Raw genomic sequence first — 20,645 nt, 5'->3', positions numbered from 1 at the left:
GGTTAAACAAACCTGCATCTTGCAGAATAATTTAGCCGGTCATCATGGCCGACAAGTTTGAGGAAAATGGTGCGAGAAGCATTCAGATTGGCGAGTGATCGCCTTGGCCAGATCGTCGAAGATGCGGCCAGCGAAGTTTACCTGTTTTCAGTCGAAGATTTCACCTTCACCCTCGCCAATCGCGGCGCGCGGGAGAACCTTGGCTATTCGATGGATGAGCTGCGCGGCATGGCGGCTTGGGACATCAAGCCCGAACTCTCGCGCGAGGCGTTTCTGGATCTCGTCCAACCGCTGCTGAGCGGTGAGAAGACGACGCTGGAATATGAGACGATCCACCAACGCAAGGACGGGTCGCGCTATAACGTGCTGACCCATCTGCAATTGATCGTGACTGAGAATGACACGGTCCTCTACGCGGCCATTCAGGACATCACGAAACAGAAAGAGGCCAACGCGGCGCTGACCAAAGTCTCGGCCCGGCTGGACGCCATCCTGAGCAACACGACGATGGCCATCTTCATGATGGACGACAAGCAGCAATGCGTTTTCATGAACCGCGCCGCCGAAGAGCTGACCGGCTATCGGTTCGAGGAAACCGCAGGCCGACCGCTGCATGATGTGATCCACCACACCCATCCCGACGGGCGGCACTTTCCCATCGAAGACTGCGCCATCGACCGCGCCTTTCCCGAGAACCACCAGACTCAAGGGGAAGAGACCTTTGTCCATAAGGACGGCAGCTTCTACCCCGTGGGCTTCACCGCCTCCCCGATGAAGGACGAGACCGGCAAAACCGTGGGCACGGTGATCGAGGTGCGCGACCTGCGCGAAGAACTGCGCGCCCGCAATGCCGAGATCGAGTTCAACAACGCGCTGAAAACCAAGATCGAAGAGGCCATGGCCGAGCGGGACCGGCTTGAGGCGCAATTGGTGCAGGCGCAAAAGATGGAAGCCGTGGGCCAGTTGACCGGCGGCATCGCGCATGACTTCAACAACCTGTTGCAAGTGGTGGGCAGTAACCTGCAACTCTTGTCGAAAGAACTGCCCGAGGGCGACGCCAAGCGGCGGTTCGTCGACAATGCCATGGCGGGCGTGTCGCGCGGGGCCAAGCTCACCGCGCAGTTGCTGGCCTTTGGGCGGCAGCAGCCCTTGGAGCCGAAACCGCAGAACCTTGGCCGATTGGTGCGGGGCATGGACGACATGCTGCGCCGCACGCTTGGCGAAGGGATCGAGGTCGAGACGGTGATCTCGGGGGGCCTGTGGAACTGTCTTGTCGATCCGGCGCAGTTGGAGAACGTGATCCTGAACCTCGCCATCAACGCGCGCGATGCAATGGCCCATCACGGCAAGCTGACGATCGAAGTGGGCAATGCCGCGCTGGATGATGCCTATACGCAGAACCATCCGAACGTGGCGCCGGGCCAATATGTCATGCTGGCGATCACCGATACCGGCGCGGGCATCCCGCCCGAGATCATGGAGAAGGTCTTTGACCCCTTCTTCACCACCAAGGAGACCGGAGAGGGCACGGGGCTGGGCCTCAGCATGGTCTACGGTTTCGTCAAACAATCCGGCGGGCACATCAAGCTCTACAGCGAAGAGAAGCAAGGCACGACCGTGCGGGTCTACCTGCCACGCACACAGCGCAAGGAGGAAAGCGCCCCGCTGCCCGCCACCACCGACACGCCCACCGGCAGTGGCGAGGTGATCCTTGTGGTCGAAGACGATGCCGCCGTGCGCGAGACTGCCGTCGATCAACTGCGCGATCTTGGCTATGGCGTGCTTACTGCCGAGAATGCGGACAGCGCGCTGGCGATCATCAAAAGCGGGGTGCAGATCAACCTGCTGTTCACCGATGTGGTCATGCCCGGCAAAATCCGCAGCCCCGAGCTTGCCCGCGAGGCCAAGGCGCATCTGCCGAATGTCGGCGTGCTCTTTACCTCGGGCTATACGCAGAACGCCATCGTTCATGCCGGGCGGCTCGACGAAGGGGTCGATCTGCTGAGCAAACCCTACACCCGCGAACGGCTGGCGCTGAAAATCCATGAGATCCTCTCGCGCCAAACCAGCGCCGAGACCGCCCCGCCAGCGGCAGAGACCGCGCCGAGCGCCGATGACGCGCCCAAGGTGCTGTTGGTCGAAGACGATGCGCTGATCTGCATGGCCACGGCGGATATGCTCTCTGATCTGGGCTATGCGGTAACCGAGGCCGACAGCGTCGCCGCCGCGGAGCGCAGCCTTCAGGCAGAGCGGTTCGATGTCATGTTCACCGACCTTGGCCTGCCCGATGGCTCTGGCATGGAACTGGTGGAGCATGTGACGCAGCTGCGCCCCGAAATCGCCGTGATCATCGCCTCGGGTGCCGATCCGCGGGAATATGCCGAAGGCGATGCAGAGGCGGCGCGCTATGTCAGCTTGATGAAACCCTATGACGAACATTCGTTGAAACGGGCGTTGGAGCAGTGCAAGGCGGCGGCGGAATAAGGCGGCTAGGATCAGCCCGGTTTTCGATCTATGAGAAAGAAAACAAAAGAGAGGCAGATCATGCGCAGCATTACATTCGCAGCCGTTTCCACCGCTATGTTCATCGCTGGTTGCGCGGGCGTGGCCAGTGACCGCGTCATGGTCCACCGCACCGGGCCGGATGAGCTTTTGAAACTGCGGTCCGGGCCGGGTTTGGATTTCGGGATCATCATGGGGTTGCCCGACGGCACCGTCCTGAACCGCCGCGACTGCGTGACCGAGATCGGACAATTGTGGTGCCGCGTCTCCTTGGCCGATGCGCCTGAGGTGCAGGGCTATGTCTCGGCGGATTATATCTCTGACATTTGATTTATGACCTCGGGTGGCCCGTTTGCCGGGCCGCCCCCCCGACGGGCGCGGCGCTAGGGCCGCGCTGCCGCGTCCTAAGTCGATTTTCGCGCGCCTTGCTCTATCTCAGCCCTTCACACCCTTCTTCGAAGTCGCTGAAATATCTCAAGAGTAAGGAAAACCATGTGCCGCTTCCTCGCCTATATCGGACCTGAATTGCCAATCGAGTCGCTGCTCCTTGCGCCTGAGAACAGCCTGCTGAACCAAAGCCTTGATCCGGAACTGCACCCCAGCTTGCAACTGGCCGGATGGGGTTTCGCCGCGTGGAGCGAGCATCTGCTGCATCCCGAAGCGCCGCTGCGCTACCACCGGCCCAAGGCCGCCTTTCACGACGACAACGCCAAATCGGTGATCCCTAGCCTTCAGGCCCATACCCTGCTGTCGCATATCCGCGCGGCCTCTTATGACGCCAGCGTGGTGCAGGCCGATGAGAACTGCCACCCATTCTCCTTTGACCATACGCCGTGGATCATCGCCCAGAACGGCGCCCTGCCCCACTGGCGGCAGTTGCAGCGTGAACTCCTGCCCCATTGCAAAGACCAATACCTCACCCAGATGCGCGGCACGACGGATACGGAATTCCTCTATGTGCTGCTGCTCTCCCTGCTGGAGGGCGACAGCGACGAAGACGTGCAGCGCGGGTTCGAAAAGCTGTTGCAGGTGATCTGCAAAGCCGCCCGCGACCTTGACCTCGCGGCGCTCACCAAACTCAAGATCGCGCTGGTCAGCAAGGGGCGGATCATCGGTGTCAACTTCGGCTGCGGCCATGAGGGTGAGACGGATGTCACAGGCGATTGGCAAAAGCTGCGGGATGAGGACCTGCCCCTGTCGATGCTGCTTGAACCGATCTACCTGCTTACTGGGGCGAATTTTCAGGACTATGCGAACACCTATGACATCGACGCCTGCCCCGAGGGGGAGGCGACCTCTGCCATTCTCGCGTCGGAGCCGCTGACCGAAAACGCGGAGGAATGGCTGAAGATCGAATTTGGCGAGATCGTGTTTCTGGAGCGGAAGGACGGGCTGATCCGCAAAACGGTCCGCAAACTCGACGTGTAACCGCCATTTAACAGGAGCCTTTATGGCAGATCGCTTCCAGAATTTTGCCGACCTCTCCGCCGAGATGGTCGCGGGCGTCGATTACCGCATCCGGGCCGAGGACCGCGGCAGCGCGGTCGTCATTCTGGCCCCGCATGGCGGCACGATCGAACCCGAGACGGGCCTAATCGCCGGGGCCATCGCGGGGCGCGACCTGTCGTTCTGTGTCTTCGAGGCGCTAAAGCCGGGGGCGCATGGGGATTTTCACATCACCTCGCACCGTTTCGATGAGCCGCAGGCGCTGGCGCTTGTCGGCAGCGCCGAGGGGGCCGTCGCCGTACATGGCCGCAAGGACGATGGCACCCAAACCGTATGGCTCGGCGGACGGGACAAGGCGATGCGCGGGGCCATTGGCTCCGCCCTGCGCAGGGCGGGCTTCGGGGCGGAGGTGAACACCACCCTGCCCGGCCTGCATGAGACGAATATCTGCAACCGCACCCGCAACGGCACGGGGGTCCAGCTTGAACTGCCCCGGTCACTGAGGCGCCATCTGGCGGAGGATTCGGTTTTACTTGACAGGTTCAGCCGCGCGTTGCGTGCCGCGCTTTAGCCGGAAGTGGCAGGCCCGATTGGCGGGCCTGCCGAAGGGCGCTTAGCCCTTTTTCTGGAACAGGATCACCAGCAGCGCCAAAAGCGACGAGCCCAGCATCAAGAGCAGCGACACGGCGTTCAGCAGCGGGGTCGACCCTTCTTTCAGCCGGTCGAACATGGCGATGGTCAGCGGCGCGTCGGAGCCCACAAGCATCAGCGTGGTGTTAAAGTTCTCAAAGCTCATCAAAAACGCCACCACCACGGCCCCGACCATCGCAGGCGCAAGGAACGGCAGCGTGATCGTGCGCACCGCCGTCAGCCGGTCCGCGCCAAGGTTCAGCGCCGCCTCCTCCAAGGTCCGGTCGAATTTCTGCAACCGGGCCGAGATCACCAGCGTGGCGATGGTGGTGATAAAGCTGAACTGCCCGAGGATCACCAAAAGCAGACCGGGGCGCAGCGCCTGAATGTCGATCTGCGCCAAGTCCCAGACGCCATTGGCCAGTGTTGAGGAGAACACCAGCACCGAGATGCCCAGCACGATGCCGGGGATCACCAGCGGCAGCAGCATCAGCACATAGAGGAACCCCTTGCCACGGAACTCATAACGGTTGAACAAAAAGGCGTTGGTCGTGCCCACGCAGACGGAAAGCACCGCCACGCAAAGCGCCACGAAGGCCGAGGTGCCGACCGCGCGCAGAATGCCGCGTTCGTGAAAGACGCCGATCTGCGGGCGCTCCTCGCCAAAGAACCAGTTCCATGTGAACCCCTCCCACGGGAGAGAGGGGAACTGGCTGTCGTTGAAGGCGAAGACCGCCACCACGGTCAGCGGCAGGGCCAGATAGAGAAAGAACAGCGCCACATAGCCACCATAGACAATGCGAAAGCTGCGCGATTGCGGGATTGTCGGGATCATTGGATCACCCCATCGTTTCCTTGAGGGTCCGGCCCGTGAGCCAGAGCATCCCCCAGACGATCACCGAAGACAGCACCAACAGCATAAAGCCAAAGGCGGCGCCCAGCTCCCAATTGGAGCGTACGATGAACTGGTTATAGATCATTTCGGTGAACCACAGGCTGTCCTTGCCGCCCAGCATGGTCGGCGTTAGGTAGTTGCCCAAGCTCAGCATGAAGACCACGATACAGCCCGACACGATACCGGGCATGGCATGGGGGATGATGATCTCACGCAGGACGGAAAGCCCGCTGCCGCCCAGATCATAGCCCGCCTCGATCACGCTGTCGTCGAGACTTTCCAGCGTGGTGACAAGCGGCACCACCATGAAGAGCATAGAGGTATAGACCAGCCCCACCATCATCGTGGCATCCGTATAAAGCAACTCGACCGGACGGTCGGCCAGCCCCACCCATTGCAACAGGTTCGAGACGAGACCGGTCTCGCGCAGCAGGATCATCCAGCCAAAGGTGCGCACCAGTTCGGAGACGTAAAACGGGATCAGGCAGAGCAGGAACAACACCTGCTGCAAGCGCCCCTTCGCCATTTTGGCGATGTAATAGGCCACCGGGAAGGCGATCAGCAGCGTCAGCGCGGTGGCCAGCACCGACATCACCGCCGTGCGCCAGAAGGTGCGCAAATACAGCGGTTCGGTCAGCGCCTTTTCATATTGCGCCAGACTGGTTTCATAGACGCCAAAGCTGATCCGCTCGCGCAGCGAAATCAGCAGCATGTCGATATGCGGGATGATGATCAAAAGCCCCAGCCACAGCACCAAGGGCGTCAGCAGCAGGTAGAATGTCAGTCGGGATTGGCTGCGCATCACGCGACCCCAAAGCAGGTCGCCTGCCCCGCGCCCCAGCCGATATGCACCACGTCGCCGCGTTTCAGGCTTGAGAACTCCCCCGATTGCGGCAGCGTGACTTCGAGCGTTTCACCCACGTCATCCTGCACCAAGACGCGGGAAGCCGCGCCGTTGAACAACAGGCTGGTGACGGTGCCCTTTAGCTGATTGTCGAAACCCGACAGCGCATCGGCACTGGCAGCCAGCCGAATGGATTCGGGCCGCACGAAAATCTCGGCCTTTGCCCCTTGGACAAGGCCCGCGCCGGTGGCGCGCATGGCAAGCCCGCTGTCGGTGCGCAATTGCAGGGCGTCGCCCTCCACCCGTTCGATCCGGCCTTTCCAGCGGTTCGATTCACCGATGAAACCGGCGACGAAGGGCGTTTCGGGGCGGTAGTAGAGATCTTGCCCCCGGCCCACCTGCTCGAACTGGCCGTTGCTCATCACCGCGATCTGGTCGGACATCACCAGCGCTTCGGATTGGTCGTGGGTGATATAGACGAATGTCGTGTCAAAGGCGGCTTGCAGGGCCTTTAGCTCAACCTTCATATGTTCGCGCAGCTTGAGGTCCAGCGCCCCCAGCGGCTCATCCAGCAGCAGCACGTCAGGTTCTAACACCATGCAGCGCGCGATGGCGACCCGTTGTTTCTGCCCGCCCGAAAGCTCATCCGCCTTGCGCGCGCCGATGCCCGGCAGGCCGATCCGGTCAAGCGCCTCATCGACTTTGCGCGCGATCTCGGCCTTGGGCATGCCGCGACGGCGCAGCCCGTAGCCGATATTCTCGGCGATCGTCATCATCGGGAAAAGCGCCAGATGCTGAAACACCATGTTCACCGGGCGCTTGTTCGGCGGCGTATCGAGCACCGAGCCGCCCTTGATCCGAATGTCACCAGAAGTAGGGTCAAGAAACCCCGCGATCATCCGCATGATTGTTGTTTTGCCGCAGCCCGAAGGCCCGAGGATGGAGAAGAAACTGCCGGGCGGCACCGTGAAGGAGACGTTGTTAACAGCGGTGGTATCGCCGAACCGCTTAACGAGGTCGACGCATTCCAGATCTGGGGTCATGTGAATTCCGTATAAAGATGCGACACCCCCGAAATGAGGGTGCCGCTCGTAGGGTCAGTTATCAGTTGGCAGCTTGGACGCGGTCCAGCACTTCGCCTTCGATGGTTTCCAGACCGGCGGGCACCGGCGGATACCATTTGATATTGTCGACGGCTTCTTGCGGGAAGCTGTTCTGATACTTGGCTTTCAGGCTGTCTTCGGCAAACTCATCCGCGCCTGCGGAGGCCGTGAAGTTGCCCGCCGCTGCGGTAATCATCGCCGCGACTTCGGGCTGCATGACGAAGTTGATCCACTCATAGGCCACATCGTCGGCCTGCCCTTTGGCGGGCAGAACGAAGGTGTCGATCCAGCCCAGCGCACCCGAGGCCGGGGCCACGAAGGTGATGTCGGCGTTGTCGTCGTTCAGCTTCCAGCCGCCGGTATCCCATGCCATCGACGCGGTCACTTCGCCCGAGCGCAGCAGGTTCATCAACTCATCGCCGCCGCCCCAGTAGGTTTTGACGTTCTCTTTGCATTCGATCAGCTTCTCTTCGACCTTGCCCATGATCTCAGCATATTTCGCCTCGTCATCGTAGGCGGCAAAGGGGTCTTCACCCATGGCGAAGGCGAAACCGATGAGCGTCGGACGCTTCAGGCGGTAGGACACTTTGCCCGCCACTTCGGGCGCGCAGAGGTCGGTATAATCCTTGACCGTGTCGCCCGCTTCGGCGGTGTTCATCACCAGACCGGAGGTGCCCCAGACGTGCGGCACGCCATAGACATCGCCGTTCACGGTGGTGTTGGCCATGGTCGCGTCGAGCATGGAGGGGATGAAAAGCTCTTTGTTCAGCTTGGAGACGTCGATCGGCTTGTAGATGCCGAATTCCATCTGCGGCCCCATGATGCGGTCTTGCGACGGCTGGGCGAGATCGAAACCACCGCCGCCTGTGGCGCGCAGCTTGGCGATCATCTCTTCGTTGTTGGATTTTGTGACTTCGACCGTATGGCCCGTCTCTTCTTCGAATTTCGCGACCACGTCCTCAGGTGCGTAGCCGCCCCATGTCAAAAGGCGCAGCGTGTCGGCTTGGGCCACGGAGCCGAGCCCCGCCAGCATGGTGCCGGCCAGCAGAATGGTTTTTGTCATGGGAAATCCTCTTTCTAGTGTACTCATTGTCGGCAGAATGCGCGCGTTAGACCAGTTGGTCAATTTATACTTCGGCGCATCGCGGCTCCTTGTGGCCTGAGAATGCAAAAGATTTGTGACAGAGGCAGAAAATGCCGTTTGTTTTGGCAGGGTTGCTTTGGGCGGCTGCGGCCATGGGTCGGGTGGCTGACGAAGCCGCCTGTGCTTTTTGGGCCTGCGGGGGCAAGCCCCCTTCGCAGTCATAGCCGCCCGCTCTTCCCCACTTTCTATGGGGAATACGCGGCCCCGCCCGCGTCCTGCACTCCCTCAAATTTACCCAAAAGACACAGGTCATCCCACGCTCAAACCAAGCCCCTTGAGATTCCTGACGGTTTCTATAAGGAATCGCCGCAAAGCCGTCTGAGGGGTCATTTTCTGGTTCCGGGCATTTTGAGTAAAGGGAACTTTAATGAAGCCGACACATGCATTTGCTTGCCTCGCCGCGGGGATGATTCCCGCCGCAGGCCATGCGCAGAGCAATAACGACGAAGCATTCTTGGGCACCATCGTCCTTGAGATGCCAGCCGTTCCGGGGATGGAAGACGATGACATCTCAATTTCCAGCGAAGGGCTGGCGCTGAGCAATCCCGCCGATCTGTCCGAGCTTTTCGTGGCCGAGCCCACCATTGCGGTCGGCAGTTCGATCCCGATGTCGCAAAAGGTCTATGTGAACGGGATCGAGGAGAACAACCTCGCCATTTCTATCGACGGCGCGCGGCAGAACAACAAGGTGTTCCACCACAACACCACCACGCTGATCGATCCCGCGCTGCTGAAAGCCGCCCGCGTCGACCCCGGCGTGGCTCCGGCCGATGCCGGCCCCGGCGCCTTGGGCGGCGCGCTGGCCTATGAGACCAAAGACGCGAGCGACCTGCTGGCCCCGGGTGAGACCTTTGGCGGGCGCTACAAGCTGGAATACGACAGCAACGGCGACATCTTCTCGAACAGCCTGTCGGTCTATGGCCGCGAGGGCGGGTTTGAATACCTCGGCTTTGCAAAGGTCGCCGATGGCGGGCTGCGCGAAGATGGCAATGGGGACGAGATCATCGGCTCGGGCACCGACCTGCTCAGCGGGCTGGGCAAACTGGCCTATGAGGCGCAAAGCGGCGACCGGGTCGAGCTGTCTTACGAACGGGTGGTCGACGATGAAATCCGGCCCTACCGGGCAAACCTCGGTGCCATCGTCGGGGGCCGCCCGCTTCCCGCAGACCGCCCCTATGATCTGGAACGCACCAATATCGTCCTGAGCTACAGCGACACCACGCCGACGGCGATGTGGAACCCCACCGCGCGGCTGGCCTATAGCGGGACCAAACTGGTCAACGACGAGTCCGAGCTTTCGACCAATTCGATCACCAGCGGTGAGACGGTGAGCCTGAGCGGCGAGTTCTCCAACCGTTTCGCGCTGAGCTGGGGTGAGTTGAACGCAGGTCTCGACTTCTACTCCGACGAAGCCGATCTGGACTATCTCGCCCTGTCCTCCGGCGCGCGTGAGGCGGCGACAGAGAAACTCAGCAACATCGGTCTGTTCGCCCAAGCGCGGATGGAGCCCACAAGCAACGCGCGTCTGTCCTTCGGGGCGCGGGCCGATTTTCAGGATTTCGAGGGCACCGATGGTTCCTCGCAGTCTGAATCGGGCCTCTCGGGTAATATCTCGGGCGAATATGACGTCTCGGACGACCTGACGATCAGCGCGGGCTATTCCCACGTCTGGGGCGGTCTGGAACTGGCCGAGAACTATATCCTCAACCCCGCGTGGGACTATAGCTCCGGCATCGAGGAAGTCACTGCCGACAACCTCTACCTCGCCGCGAATTACACCATGGGCGCATGGGTCGTCGACGGCAAGCTGTTCGCCACCAACATCGACAATGCCCGCGCTGCCAGCTATCGCGCTGGCCCGGCCTTCACGGCGGATGTGCAATCGCGCGGCTTTGAACTGGGTCTTGGCACCGCATGGGAAGATGGTTTCTTCCGCGCTGGCTTTGCCCGTATCGACACCGAGATCAATGGCCGGTCTGCCGATTCCTACTACGGCAACTATCTGACCATGCCGATGGGCGATTTCCTGACCTTCCAAGTGGCGCATCGTTTGAACAACGGCGTTCTCTTGGGTGGCGATGTGCAGGTGGCCTTCGACTTTGACGATACCTATGACGCCGCCACAGGCGGCAGCGGGCCGGAGTTGGACGGCTACACGATCGCCAATGTCTTTGCCGAATACACGCCCAAGCGGATGGACAACCTGACCCTGCGCGCCGAGGTGAACAACCTCTTTGATGAGCAATACAGCAGCCGCGCCACCTATGGCCAAGAGTTCGTGGGCGAAGTGGAGCCGCTGACCGAGCCGGGCCGCTCTATCCGCCTCAGCGCCGAGATCGTCTTCTGATCAAAGGCAAAGCTTGGTCGAGCCCCGGTTCGGCCTTTTACCCGGCGCCCATTGCGGCGCCGGGATTTTCTGTGAAGGGGCGGCCTATTCGACCGTCCAAACCATGTTCTTCTCTGCTTCCCGGAAGGCGAAAGTTTCAAGATGCCGGTCGATGACATTATGCAGCGCAGGCACCATCTCGGGATCGTCGAGCGTCGCCGTGACGGTGAGGCCTTTGCTGTCCGCCGTCATATAGGCCGTGCCCATCTCGAAAGCGGCCCAGCCCTTCTCACTGTCGTAAGATGTCTCGATCTTATGGCCGAAATGTTTGCACAGCTGCTGCAAGTATTTCGAGCCGTTCTCGGTCTGGTAAAATCCTGTGGTCGTCGGCATGGCGCTCTCTCCGGATGCATTTTCTGCCTTAGTCCTAAGCCGGACCTTTGGAATGGTAAACACCGGCCCGGTTTCCCCTCCTCCCTGATGAAAGAGTTACCGCTATGATCAAACCCCTTGCCCTTCTGGCCCTGCTTCTCGCCACACCCACGCTGGCCGAGACCGTGACCGTCGACACCGCTCGCGGCCCTGCCGAAGCGCCGCTTACCCCCGCGACAGTCGCGGTTTACGATCTGGCGGCCTTCGACAGCCTCACCGCGCTTGGCGTTGCGCCGCAGGGTTTGGTGCGCCCGGTCTATCTGTCCTATCTTGAAGAGGCGGCAGAAGGGACCGAGGTCATCGGCTCTCTTTTCGAGCCGGATTACGAAGCGCTTTTCGCCCTGAACCCCGACCTGATCATCGCCGGGGGGCGCAGCACCGAACAGGTACCGGAGCTGGCGCGGATCGCGCCCACCTTGGACATGACCATTTGGCAAGACACCATCGGCGAAGGGCTGGCCCGGCTGGAGGCCTACGGCAAGGTTTTCGACAAAGAGGAAGAGGCCGCAGCCCTGACGGCGGCCTTCGAGGACAAACTCGCCCAGACGAAAGACGCGCTGGCGGGCAAAGGCCGCGCACTGATCGTGATGACCAATGGCCCCAAGATCAGCGCCTATGGGGCCGGCGGGCGCTTTGGCTGGCTGCATGAGGCGCTTGGCCTGCCCGAAGCGGTGCAGGATGTCGAGATGGCCAACCACGGTGAGGCGATCAGCTTTGAGTTCATCCGCGAGGCCAACCCCGACATCCTGCTGGTGATCGACCGGATGGCGGCCATCGGTCAGGAAAGCGAAGGCGCGCGGGCCACGCTCGACAACGCATTGGTGCATGAGACGACCGCATGGGAAACCGGCCAAGTCGTGCATCTAAGCGCCGCGCCCATCTACATCGCAGGCGGCGGCATCCAGTCGATGACTCGCACGCTGGATGAGATCAACGCCGCTCTGACGGAGCAGTAAACCCGTGGCGCTTGCCCTTGCCTGTCTCCTCGTGATCCTGTCGGTCGCCTCGCTTTTCGTCGGGGTGATCGACCTGTCTTGGGCGGCGCTCTGGTCTGATCCGGCGGCCTTGGAACTGCTGGTGGTCAGCCGCGCGCCGCGCACCATCGCCGTGGTGATCTCGGGCGGGGCCTTGGCGGTGAGCGGGGCCATCATGCAGATGCTGGTGCGCAACCGTTTCGTCGAACCGATGACCGCGGGCACGGGCCAAGGCGCGGCGCTTGGCATCCTTTTGGTCACCCTCTTCGCGCCGGGGGCCTCCATCTTCGTCAAGATGGTCCTCGCCTCCCTCACCGCCCTTGCGGCGGGCGCGGGGTTTCTGGCCATCGTGCAACGCCTGCCCCCGACCCAGCCCCTGCTGGTGGCGCTGGTGGGGCTGATCTACGGCGGCATCCTTGGGGCGGCGGTCACCTTCATCGCCTATCAGGCGGACCTGCTGCAATATGTCGAGATCTGGATGAACGGTGAGTTCTCCGGCGTGTTGCAGGGCCGGTATGAACTGCTTTGGCTGGTGGCGCTGGTGGCGGCGCTGACCTATCTCGCCGCCGATCAATTCGCGATCATCGGCATGGGCCGCACGGCCAGCATCAACCTTGGCCTGAACTACGGGCAGACGATGGTGCTCGGGCTGCTGGCCATTTCCATCGTCACCGCCCTAACCGTAGTGACAGTGGGTCTGATCCCCTTTGTCGGGCTGGTCGTGCCCAATATCGTGGCCCGGCTGGCAGGCGACAACCTACGGCGGAGCCTGCCGCTCACCGCGATGACCGGCGCGGGCCTCGTGCTGCTGTGCGACATTCTCGGGCGGCTGATCCGCTATCCTTATGAGATCCCCGTGGGCACGGTATTCGGCGTGGTGGGCGCCCTGCTGTTCCTGTGGTTGCTGCATGGGCCGAAACGCCATGTATCCTAAGCGTCTTTGGTGGCTTCTGGCGCTGCTGGGCCTTTGCATCGCGCTCTATCTCGGGCTCGGCGCGCGGGGGAACTGGGGCTTTGTCCTATCGTTTCGCGCCAATAAACTGATCGCCCTGCTGCTGGTCGCCGTCTCGGTCTCGACCGCCACGGTGCTGTTCCAGACCATCACCCGCAATCACATTCTGACCCCTTCGGTCATGGGGTTCGATGCGCTCTATCTGCTGACGCTGACGGTGCTGATCTTCGTGCTCGGCGGCCAGACTTTTACCCAACTGCCCGAAATCGCGCAGTTTCTGGTGAACAGCCTCCTGCTGATGGGGGCCGCACTGGCGCTTTTCGGCACGCTCTTGCGCCGCGGCGGGCATGATCTTTTTCGCATGATCCTGACGGGCATCATCTTTGCCGGGCTGTTCCGGTCGGTCTCAAGCTTTCTGCAACGGGTCATCGACCCCAATGAATTCATGGTCGTGCAGGCCAACGCCTTTGCCCGTTTTGGCCGGGTCGATACCCCGCTTCTCACCCTCACCGCCCTCTTGACCGGCGGCGCGCTGATCGCCGCTTGGCGGATGCGCCACCGGCTCGACGTGCTGTCGCTGGGCGATGAAAGCGCCGTCAACCTCGGCGAAGACCCGAAGCGCGGCATGTTCCAAGTGCTGGTCCTCGTGTCGATCCTTGTCTCGGTCTCGACCGCGCTGGTGGGGCCGATGGCCTTTCTCGGCCTCTTGGTGGTCAGCGTGGCGCGACAGATCACCCCGGTGATGTTTCATAGCGTCATGCTACCCTCGGCGGGACTGGTATCGGCCATCACGCTGGTCGGCGGGCAGATGGTGCTGGAGCGCGCCCTGCGCTCTTCGACCCCGCTTGTCGTCATCGTCGATGTGCTTGGCGGCCTTATCTTTCTAATCCTGCTGCTGCGGAGGAAACCCAGATGATCACCATCCGTGACCTGAACCACGATCGGGACGGCAAGCCGACCCTGCGCGAGATCGATCTTACCTTGCAGAGCGGCGGGATCACGGCGCTGATCGGCCCCAACGGCGCGGGGAAATCGACGCTTCTGTCGCTGATCGCCCGGCTGATCCCGCTTCAGCACGGGCAGATCATGGTCGATGACCTGCAAATCGGCGCCTGCGCGAACGACGCATTGGCCCGACGCTTGGCCATCCTGCCCCAAACCAGCGATGCGGCCCCCCTGCTGACGGTCCGCGAGTTGGTGAGCTTTGGCCGCTACCCCTACCACAAGGGCCGCCCGACCGCAGAGGACCGCGAAAAGGTAGAGGCGGCACTGGCGACCTTCAACCTTGCCCCCCTCGCCGAGCGCCGCCTCGACACGCTGTCAGGCGGTCAACGCCAGCGCGCGCAGGTGGCCATGACCTTCGCGCAGGAGACCGATTATATCCTGCTCGACGAGCCGCTTAACAACCTCGACATCGCGGCCTCGCGCGGCCTGATGCACACATTACAAGACCTCGCCCGCTCCCATGGCCGGACCATCGTGATCGTGCTGCACGATATCAATTACGCCGCCGCCTATGCCGATCAAATCGTGGCGATGAAGGACGGACGGATCACGCATCACGGTGCAGCGCGAGAGGTCGTGACGGATGCGATGCTTTCGGAGGTTTACGGGACTTCGGCCCGGGTGCATCGTATTGGGGATACGGTTGTGGTGGCTGTTTGAGGGGGGGGGGTGTATGGGGCAATTGGCTAAGGTCGCATCCCATTTTTGCGCTACAGGAGAAGAGCGTTCCATCCCCTCCTGAGAACGAGAAAAGCCGCCTACTGAGGCGGCTTTATCTAATTGATCTCTAGGAGAGATTGGCTCCGGCGGTAGGGATCGGAGCTAATTTCAGAGCGGGTCATTCAAGCTATTGCTATTACTCACTTTTCAAACCATCGAAGCATACTCATTCTTATATATGTGCAACCGACTGTGCAACCATTTGTGAAATTTTTCAAGCCGTGGATAAATCGCCCGAAAGCCGGGGTGCGTAGCTACGTCCGTAGCTGTACGGAAGGTTTACAGCCACGTTGACGCGCACCGGTCAACAACCGAATTTCGGCGGTTTTCCTTCGCCGCCGCCCAGAAGCTCTGAAATACGGGCAACTGATAACTCGCGCTCTTCGACCATCGTTTCAGCGATTCTGAGAACATCATCCCGGTGGGTCTCAATAATCTTTCGGGCGATCTGATCTGCAGTTCGCAGTGCGTCGTCTACCTTCGCGGTTGCGACTTGGGGCGTCCCATACCGCAGGGTGACATCAATCGGAATGTGAGCGAGTTGATTACCAAGGCCCCATTCGAAGAAGGCCTGCCCGGCGAGGCGAGTTGCTTCCGCCAGATCTGATGTGGGACCGAGGCCAGCCCCGTGGGATGGGCTTCCCAAGATGACTTGTTCGGCAGCACGCCCAGCCATCAGCGTCGCAATTCGCTGCCAGACAGTTGTTTGACATTCCACGGGGCGCTTAGGGAAATCCACGTATCCACCAACGTTCGTCAACTCGGCTTTTCTTGCTGGCGGCATGTCAAGGTGATGGGCAACAACGATATGTCCAGCCTCGTGGACTGCGGTTCGCCAAAGCACATCCGGATTAAGAGGCGGTGCGATCTCCGATGCAGCCTCCTGCAGGTGCCGATCCTGCAATTCTACAGCCTCTGACCGAGCTAATCCGCGCGCTAGGCGGACCGTCGCCGCAATCTGAGCTCCAGACGCCCCCATCAACTGATCCGCGAGCGGCGCAAGGTCAAACTGGTTTGCGTCCATTCCGCTAGCATTCGCGAGAATGCGGGTGATCGCGGTGCGCTCGGGATGGCCGATCTCTAAATGCATGTCGAAGCGGCCAGGGCGCGTGATTGCTGAATCAATCATCTCTCGATAGTTTGTGGCCCCCATCACTACCACACCGGGCGTGTCGTTGAGCACTGACAGATGTTCGAGCAGCCCGTTGACCACGCCGACGATGTAGTCGCTTCGGCGCCCGGGCGCATCACGGCGCGTGAAGGAATCCAACTCATCAAGGAAGAAGACAGAGGGTGCATTCCGGATTGCCTCGTCCACTTTCTCCGAAAGTGCGCGAAGCATGTCGCCCTGATGGCCATGACGCTGGCAATCGGAGTAGCTTGTTGAGATCAGAGGCACCTCAAGCGACCCTGCCAGTGCCGAGGCAAGCAGCGTCTTGCCGTTGCCCGGGGGGCCAAAAAGGAGGATTGACGCGGATACCTCCGACCACGGCAGGTTTCCGGAGCGCCACGCTCCGACGTCTGCGACCAATCGACTGATTGGGGCGCGTGCGGCGTTGTTCAGCACGACATCTTCAAGGGTTCTTCCGGTAGGTTTCCGGATGCGGGCCGCTGCGTCTGCGAGAGCTTTTGCGACAGTGAGGGTCGTCGGTTCGCGAAACGCACCCTCGATGACTGCGAGCGGCAAAGCGGCAAGAGAAGCGGTATCTGGAAGCAGCGCGTGGAGGTTTTCAGTGGCAACCTCGCCAGTCGTTGAGTGCGTGACCCGGAGGACCTCAATCCAGATTTCGGCTGATAGCGGCGGGAGCTGAAGGTCGCTTTGACACATTGCGCGTCCGGCGGGTGGAAGAGAGGCAGAGCCCTGTGTGAGAACGATGACTTTCATGCTCTTGCGCACCGCAGAAGCAATGCCATTCTCAAAATGCTCTTCTCGCTTTATGGTCTCGCTTCTCGAGCCCGTCAGCGCCTCCTGTTGAACAACGATTTCGAAGCCGCGCCACCGACTATCTAAATGATGATCCAAGTCCGACAGCCACTCCAAGATCCGTTCGATCTCGCGCCGCACGGCTTTGAGATCTTGAAATGATGCGACGGCAAGCTGGGTGAAGGACCGCGACTTCGTAAAGACCTCGATATCTTTGTCGCTTTCGAGCAAGGCCGCGAAGCGCGCTGCATAAAGTAATGAGGCCATGGGGGGCTGGGGCAAAGGGCTGGCGTGATGAGTGTCGAGTTCTTCGGCCCACGGATCAAAGCCCTCCGCAATGGCTTCTGAGATTTCACTGTCGGTCATTCCGCAGGCCGCTGGTTCCGCAGAATAGAGAGCGTCGAAGCGCGACTGGAGCGGTTTGAGCATCGCGTCAAAACTGGGCGGTACGCCAGTACCAACGGCGAGGTCGCAGGTCCCCTCGTCAAAATCAGCTGGTGAGCCGCTGATGACGCGGGTCTCTGCGACACGGTCGCGATGCCAAAGTGCAATGCGACGCAAGAGAGGGCGCATGATCGAGAGAACATGCGGAGAGAGCGCGCTGGCGCGCGGGTTCAATGATGATTGTACCATGAGGGAAGGTTCCAGAAGCGATGGGAGGGAGGGCACCGCGCAGAGCGCGGCTTTGCTAAGGTATCAGCTGGCGGTCAGAATGGAGGCTTGTCTGAGCTTGGATCCCAACCTGCAACGACGGCGTCGAAAAGGTCGGAGATAAAGGCCTCCGCACTTTGGTCATAGATTTCACTGATAGTGCGAAGGTACGGTTCGAAATTTTCAGATGGCACGACCAGATCAGGCCAAGATCCTGAGATGAAGGAGTGCAGGGCTTTTTCGAAGCGCATAGCCTGGTGCCCCGTCGGCACGGGAACATCGCGAATGACGGTACCGCGCGTGACCAATGGGTCGTACTGAACCTGCCGCGTCCGGAATTCCGGATTGCTGCTATACCCCAGTTTGACCACCGAAAATTCCGGAAGGTGCAATCGAAGCAGGTAGATTTTGCTTGGCTTGGATGTCCAGCTCTCACCACAGCCCGCGCAGTCAACGTCGCCGTGTCGCATGTTGGCAAGTGTCACATCTTGCTGGTGGCCGCATGCGTGTTCGTAGCGACGGTAGCTAGGATGCTTGCGCTCCGCTTTGCCGATCAACTGCCAGTCTTGCGCTTCTGCCTCTGCCGCATGCCGTGCTTGCATGCAAACACCGCAACGCAGCTCGTGTCCGCCAGCTGCGGCCTTCTCAACGCGTCCATGCTGGCGACGAACTGTGTGGCCGCAAGGTAATCTGTACCAGCCGTATTTTCGATTTCCTTCCGGATCGGGGCCAAGGAGACGGGCACCATAGTCCATGGCGGTATTTTCCCGATCCATGCGGGTACAGTTCGGGCAGTCTGTACTGCAATCGCAAACGACGTTGTAACGCTTCAAAGTTGTCGATCCGCAAGTCTTGCATCCGAGAACGAGGTGCAGTCGGCTGACAGCCCGACCGACGATGATAAAACCTTTAGCGAGCGCGGCTTCCTGCCAATGGGCATGAATGGGCCCATGGTGAATCCGTCGAAACTCACCGTCAATCGGAAAGGCGTAGGTGGTATTGGTGATAGGCATTCAATTCTCCAATCGGATCCGACACGCACCGAAGGGCGGTGCGTTCGCTCAGTGGGCTGTCAGAAAGGAAGCTGCCGCAGTTTTCCCGCGCGAGACGCAGCAAAATGATTGATGCGGCAACAGATTTCGCTTCGGATCAGCGTAGGCTCATGACGATCAAGTTGGCGCTGTAGGCCTTTAGGAGGCAAAACGCTTCCTCCAGCAGGTCGGTCAGCCCGGGGTCCGCCTTCTTATGCTTCTTCGCCATCGACAGAATGTTTGCCGCATGGAGGTTGACGGAAGTCGCTTTCGGGGTCTGTTCCGGAATGGTCGCAAGCATCCGTGCCGCGGCTGCTTTCAGATCGGGATGAGCCTCTCGCATATCCTGGATGGTGTGGAGCGACTGAACGCAGGTTGCCCATGCCGATGCAGCGGCATTACCAAGCTGCATGCGGTTCGAAGCGTCAGAAGGTACCGCGAAATACTCCCAGTCAGCCCGCAGCGCCTTAAAGAGAAGATCCAGGGTATTCCGGAATTCCGGACGGTCAGGGGTAGTCAGGTCATCGAAGGGTTCAGCCCCTTTCGGTGCCGTGGTAGTGTGTACGTTAGCCATGATGATCTCCTTGTGATCTAATGGTTAGCGTGAGCGGAGGAGTTGCAGCTTCTCCGCTTACGTGCTTCTATGTGATATCAAGAAATCACTCCTGTCAATAGGCAATATCATGAAATCACGCGGACGCCCGAAAGTAGACACTCAGCCGGTAATGGTTAGAATGCCGACGGAACTTATCGAAGCCATAGATGAGGCACGTAGGGTAGAAGTGGATCTGCCGAGCAGGCCTGAGTTAATTAGGCGGATTGTGGAACAATGGGCTGCGCGGCGAAGGTGGGATCAATAGAACCCGTTCTTCATCCTAAGCGCTATCCGTTCATTACTTAAAAAAACCCACCTTTTCGAAGTGCCAAGAAACTCTATTTGAGAGTAGCGAAAAGAGAGGTTTGGCCAAGCCGCTCGACCTCAACCAAGGGCGTATTTTGTTGAAAAACTCTTCCTTGATCGCGGCCTGAACTGCTGATTCAATCCCTTTATTCGGGGGGAGTATTGGCGATGATGGGACCACGACAGGAGGCGCAACCGGCGTTGTTCTACGAGTTCTCGCTGGAGGATCATGTTCCCCAAGATCACCTGCTTCGATCCATTGATCGGTTCGTCGACCTGAGCAGCATCCGCGCCCACCTTGCGGATTTCTACAGCCATACCGGCCGCCCGTCGGTCGATCCCGAGCTGCTGATCCGGATGTTGCTGGTCGGCTATTGCTTCGGCATTCGTTCTGAGCGACGGCTCTGCGAAGAGGTGCATCTGAACCTCGCGTATCGCTGGTTCTGCCGCCTCGATCTGAGCGACCGGGTCCCGGATCACTCGACGTTTTCCAAGAACCGGCATGGGCGTTTTCGCGACAGCGAACTGCTGCGCCACCTGTTTGAGACGACTGTCGCGCGCTGCATCGCCGAAGGTCTGGTCAGCGGCCAGCGAATGGCGATTGACGCCAGCCTGATCGAAGCCGATGCGAACAAGCAGAACTCCACGCCGAAGGAAGACTGGGACGCAACGAATATCAGATTGCGATGAAGCTCAGGAAAAAGGTCGAAATGCTCTTTGCCCACCTCAAACGCATTCTCGGGCTGGGACGACTGCGATTACGCGGCCCATGCGGTGCAAATGACGAATTCCTCCTCGCCGCCACCGCCCAAAACCTCCGCAAACTGGCTAAGATTTTTCCTGCACCGCAGCAAACGCGCAAAGCCTGATAGGAAAGGCGCTCGCGCGCTCTTCAAAGCGCAGCTTTCTGCGAAAGCAACACGCTGTTTTTCCACAGAATCGGCGGAAACCGGACTTTCGCCGCGGCGCGCACAATTTGCCAAAAAACGGGGAAGAAGCCTCCATTAGAAATGCCGAGGTGATGGCTCTGGAATTATCGATCCCAAGGTAACTCTGATCCAAGATGTTAGGCCCTTATTCGCAAATTTGACGACCGTTCAAAGAAGCCAGAGGGCTTACGAAATTAACTGGTGACTTTAGTCTTCCTTATCGGGCTCGATACATT

At 60.3% G+C, this 20,645-nt stretch carries 19 protein-coding genes and 1 pseudogene; 12 read left to right on the top strand and 8 right to left on the bottom strand.

Features of this window, described 5'->3' with window-relative positions; all coding sequences use genetic code 11:
* Positions 1-87 precede the first annotated feature (87 nt).
* The 4 genes from ACGYK9_RS06680 (at position 88) to ACGYK9_RS06665 (ending at position 4,519) form a co-directional block, all read left to right on the top strand.
* Complete coding sequence (locus ACGYK9_RS06680) at positions 88-2,484, top strand: PAS domain S-box protein (protein ID WP_394413281.1); 2,397 nt, start codon at positions 88-90, stop codon at positions 2,482-2,484.
* A 60-nt stretch (positions 2,485-2,544) separates the two neighbouring features.
* The gene (locus ACGYK9_RS06675; protein ID WP_209217398.1) at positions 2,545-2,832 is read left to right on the top strand and encodes an SH3 domain-containing protein; all 288 of its coding nucleotides are present in this window, start codon (positions 2,545-2,547) and stop codon (positions 2,830-2,832) included.
* Between the two features lie 162 nt (positions 2,833-2,994).
* Positions 2,995-3,930 carry a class II glutamine amidotransferase gene (locus ACGYK9_RS06670; protein ID WP_394413278.1) on the top strand — a complete coding sequence of 312 codons (936 nt, stop codon included), beginning with the start codon at positions 2,995-2,997 and terminating at the stop codon, positions 3,928-3,930.
* 22 nt (positions 3,931-3,952) lie between these two features.
* A complete protein-coding gene (locus ACGYK9_RS06665; protein WP_394413276.1) occupies positions 3,953-4,519 on the top strand; it encodes a poly-gamma-glutamate hydrolase family protein in 567 nt (188 codons plus the stop codon).
* A gap of 42 nt (positions 4,520-4,561) precedes the next feature.
* Here the strand turns inward: ACGYK9_RS06665 and ACGYK9_RS06660 are convergent, their stop codons facing one another.
* The 4 genes from ACGYK9_RS06660 to ACGYK9_RS06645 form a co-directional block, all read right to left on the bottom strand.
* Complete coding sequence (locus ACGYK9_RS06660; protein WP_067261320.1) at positions 4,562-5,413, bottom strand: ABC transporter permease; 852 nt, start codon at positions 5,411-5,413, stop codon at positions 4,562-4,564.
* Positions 5,414-5,417: 4 nt separating this feature from the next.
* Positions 5,418-6,275, bottom strand: coding sequence for an ABC transporter permease (locus tag ACGYK9_RS06655; RefSeq protein ID WP_209217402.1), 858 nt, complete (start codon positions 6,273-6,275; stop codon positions 5,418-5,420).
* On the bottom strand, positions 6,275-7,360 hold the full coding sequence (locus tag ACGYK9_RS06650; RefSeq protein ID WP_067261317.1) for an ABC transporter ATP-binding protein: 1,086 nt from the start codon (positions 7,358-7,360) through the stop codon (positions 6,275-6,277). The genes ACGYK9_RS06655 and ACGYK9_RS06650 overlap by 1 nt, the downstream gene beginning before the upstream one ends.
* Positions 7,361-7,421: 61 nt before the next feature.
* On the bottom strand, positions 7,422-8,483 hold the full coding sequence (locus ACGYK9_RS06645) for an extracellular solute-binding protein (RefSeq protein ID WP_394413273.1): 1,062 nt from the start codon (positions 8,481-8,483) through the stop codon (positions 7,422-7,424).
* 448 nt (positions 8,484-8,931) lie between these two features.
* Here ACGYK9_RS06645 and ACGYK9_RS06640 point away from each other — a divergent pair, with 448 nt between their 5' ends.
* Positions 8,932-10,911: a TonB-dependent receptor domain-containing protein gene (locus ACGYK9_RS06640; protein WP_394413270.1), complete on the top strand. Its 1,980-nt coding sequence runs from the start codon at positions 8,932-8,934 to the stop codon at positions 10,909-10,911.
* An 84-nt stretch (positions 10,912-10,995) separates the two neighbouring features.
* Here the strand turns inward: ACGYK9_RS06640 and ACGYK9_RS06635 are convergent, their stop codons facing one another.
* A complete protein-coding gene (locus ACGYK9_RS06635; protein WP_394413268.1) occupies positions 10,996-11,283 on the bottom strand; it encodes a DUF2218 domain-containing protein in 288 nt (95 codons plus the stop codon).
* A gap of 104 nt (positions 11,284-11,387) precedes the next feature.
* On the opposite strand from ACGYK9_RS06635, the gene ACGYK9_RS06630 reads away from it, so the two are divergent.
* From ACGYK9_RS06630 to ACGYK9_RS06615, 4 genes are read left to right on the top strand one after another with little or no spacing between them, the layout of a single operon-like run.
* Positions 11,388-12,278: a siderophore ABC transporter substrate-binding protein gene (locus tag ACGYK9_RS06630; RefSeq protein WP_394413265.1), complete on the top strand. Its 891-nt coding sequence runs from the start codon at positions 11,388-11,390 to the stop codon at positions 12,276-12,278.
* 4 nt (positions 12,279-12,282) lie between these two features.
* On the top strand, positions 12,283-13,230 hold the full coding sequence (locus ACGYK9_RS06625) for an ABC transporter permease (protein WP_394413262.1): 948 nt from the start codon (positions 12,283-12,285) through the stop codon (positions 13,228-13,230).
* On the top strand, positions 13,220-14,164 hold the full coding sequence (locus ACGYK9_RS06620) for an iron chelate uptake ABC transporter family permease subunit (protein WP_394413259.1): 945 nt from the start codon (positions 13,220-13,222) through the stop codon (positions 14,162-14,164). Before ACGYK9_RS06625 ends, ACGYK9_RS06620 begins: the two co-directional genes overlap by 11 nt.
* A complete protein-coding gene (locus ACGYK9_RS06615) occupies positions 14,161-14,913 on the top strand; it encodes an ABC transporter ATP-binding protein (protein WP_394413256.1) in 753 nt (250 codons plus the stop codon). The genes ACGYK9_RS06620 and ACGYK9_RS06615 overlap by 4 nt, the downstream gene beginning before the upstream one ends.
* A gap of 364 nt (positions 14,914-15,277) precedes the next feature.
* Here the strand turns inward: ACGYK9_RS06615 and ACGYK9_RS06610 are convergent, their stop codons facing one another.
* The 3 genes from ACGYK9_RS06610 to ACGYK9_RS06600 form a co-directional block, all read right to left on the bottom strand.
* Entirely contained in the window at positions 15,278-17,530 is a 2,253-nt protein-coding gene (locus ACGYK9_RS06610; RefSeq protein WP_394413253.1) for an AAA family ATPase, read from the bottom strand.
* Between the two features lie 74 nt (positions 17,531-17,604).
* On the bottom strand, positions 17,605-18,561 hold the full coding sequence (locus tag ACGYK9_RS06605) for a hypothetical protein (protein WP_276155029.1): 957 nt from the start codon (positions 18,559-18,561) through the stop codon (positions 17,605-17,607).
* 136 nt (positions 18,562-18,697) lie between these two features.
* Positions 18,698-19,153, bottom strand: coding sequence for a hypothetical protein (locus ACGYK9_RS06600; RefSeq protein WP_276155028.1), 456 nt, complete (start codon positions 19,151-19,153; stop codon positions 18,698-18,700).
* Between the two features lie 109 nt (positions 19,154-19,262).
* Between ACGYK9_RS06600 and ACGYK9_RS06595 the strand changes: the two genes are divergently transcribed.
* The 3 genes and pseudogenes from ACGYK9_RS06595 (at position 19,263) to ACGYK9_RS06585 (ending at position 20,349) form a co-directional block, all read left to right on the top strand.
* Positions 19,263-19,439: a ribbon-helix-helix protein, CopG family gene (locus ACGYK9_RS06595; protein ID WP_346348373.1), complete on the top strand. Its 177-nt coding sequence runs from the start codon at positions 19,263-19,265 to the stop codon at positions 19,437-19,439.
* Between the two features lie 209 nt (positions 19,440-19,648).
* Positions 19,649-20,146: pseudogene (locus ACGYK9_RS06590) on the top strand (transposase); the annotation flags it as partial.
* Positions 20,147-20,166: 20 nt separating this feature from the next.
* A complete protein-coding gene (locus ACGYK9_RS06585; RefSeq protein WP_276155027.1) occupies positions 20,167-20,349 on the top strand; it encodes a transposase in 183 nt (60 codons plus the stop codon).
* The last annotated feature ends 296 nt before the right edge of the window (positions 20,350-20,645 follow it).

Source organism: Sulfitobacter sp. 1A15258 (genome assembly GCF_043557045.1).
Taxonomy (GTDB): Bacteria; Pseudomonadota; Alphaproteobacteria; order Rhodobacterales; family Rhodobacteraceae; genus Sulfitobacter; species Sulfitobacter faviae.
Note: the sequence above shows the minus strand (reverse complement) of the source record. Positions and strands in the feature narration are given on the sequence as shown.